This is a genomic window from Escherichia sp. KCJ4928 (assembly GCF_004352695.1).
Classification (GTDB): domain Bacteria; phylum Pseudomonadota; class Gammaproteobacteria; order Enterobacterales; family Enterobacteriaceae; genus ECMA0423.
Genome location: NZ_SJWV01000492.1, coordinates 1 through 796, shown reverse-complemented (window position 1 = coordinate 796; position 796 = coordinate 1). Strand labels below are relative to the sequence as shown.

Sequence of the window (796 nt, the reverse complement as noted above, 5' to 3'; positions counted from 1 at the left end):
GACTTATTGTTTTAATATTAACAAAAACGAAAAGATACCATGCTAAAACTTATGGCGAAAAATTCAAAATATCCATTTCAGATGATGTTATAGATTATACAGACTTGATTAAAACCATAATGGGTTTGCCACCTGTAAAAATACAGCAGATTTGCGATTATTTATCATCTCAGATTTTTGATACGCCAGCGCCAAAAGCGCCGAAAGAAGTCACTACGATTTTAGAAATGATAAAAATTCTGAGTACAGATGATCACCCTCAGTGTGGAAATGGATTTCAGGAAGATCCAGACCCTAATGGAAAAATAAATAAACGTTTTTCTGCGTATGCAGATTATTTAATGGACATCTATGTTCCACTAATGACAACTTACGCAGGAATTCTCAATGAAATCAGTAGCTCAAGCGATGCCGGGATAGTAAACATAAGTAAACTTTCAGCATATTTAAAACGAGTCAGCAATACAGCTTTAGATGAATGCAATGGTGATCCTGTTGATGCGTTAAACAAAATGACTGATTATTATGCGGCTCGTCTTCTTTCAAATGGAATAGATTATGATGACTCAGCAATCCAATATTACCTCATAGATAACATGATAAGATGTAACGTTTTCCCTAATAAGGTAATCGCACAATGTTAAAACTTTTCTCAAAAGATGAACGTATAGAGAAATCAGCTCCTATAGTCGGTTCATATATATTAAAACTACTTGAGGATAGAAACTGTATTAGTATCTTCGAGCTAGCAAAAAATTTGCGCAAGAATAGACTAATTGGAGTTCGTTCTATATAC

The 796-nt window shown here is 33.8% G+C and carries 1 protein-coding gene; it reads left to right on the top strand.

Annotation, left to right across the window (positions count from 1 at the left end):
* Nucleotides 1-644: hypothetical protein (locus tag E0D98_RS25060; RefSeq protein WP_131891409.1), on the top strand; the 644-nt coding region annotated here is incomplete at its 5' end.
* Between the last annotated feature and the right edge of the window lie 152 nt (nt 645-796).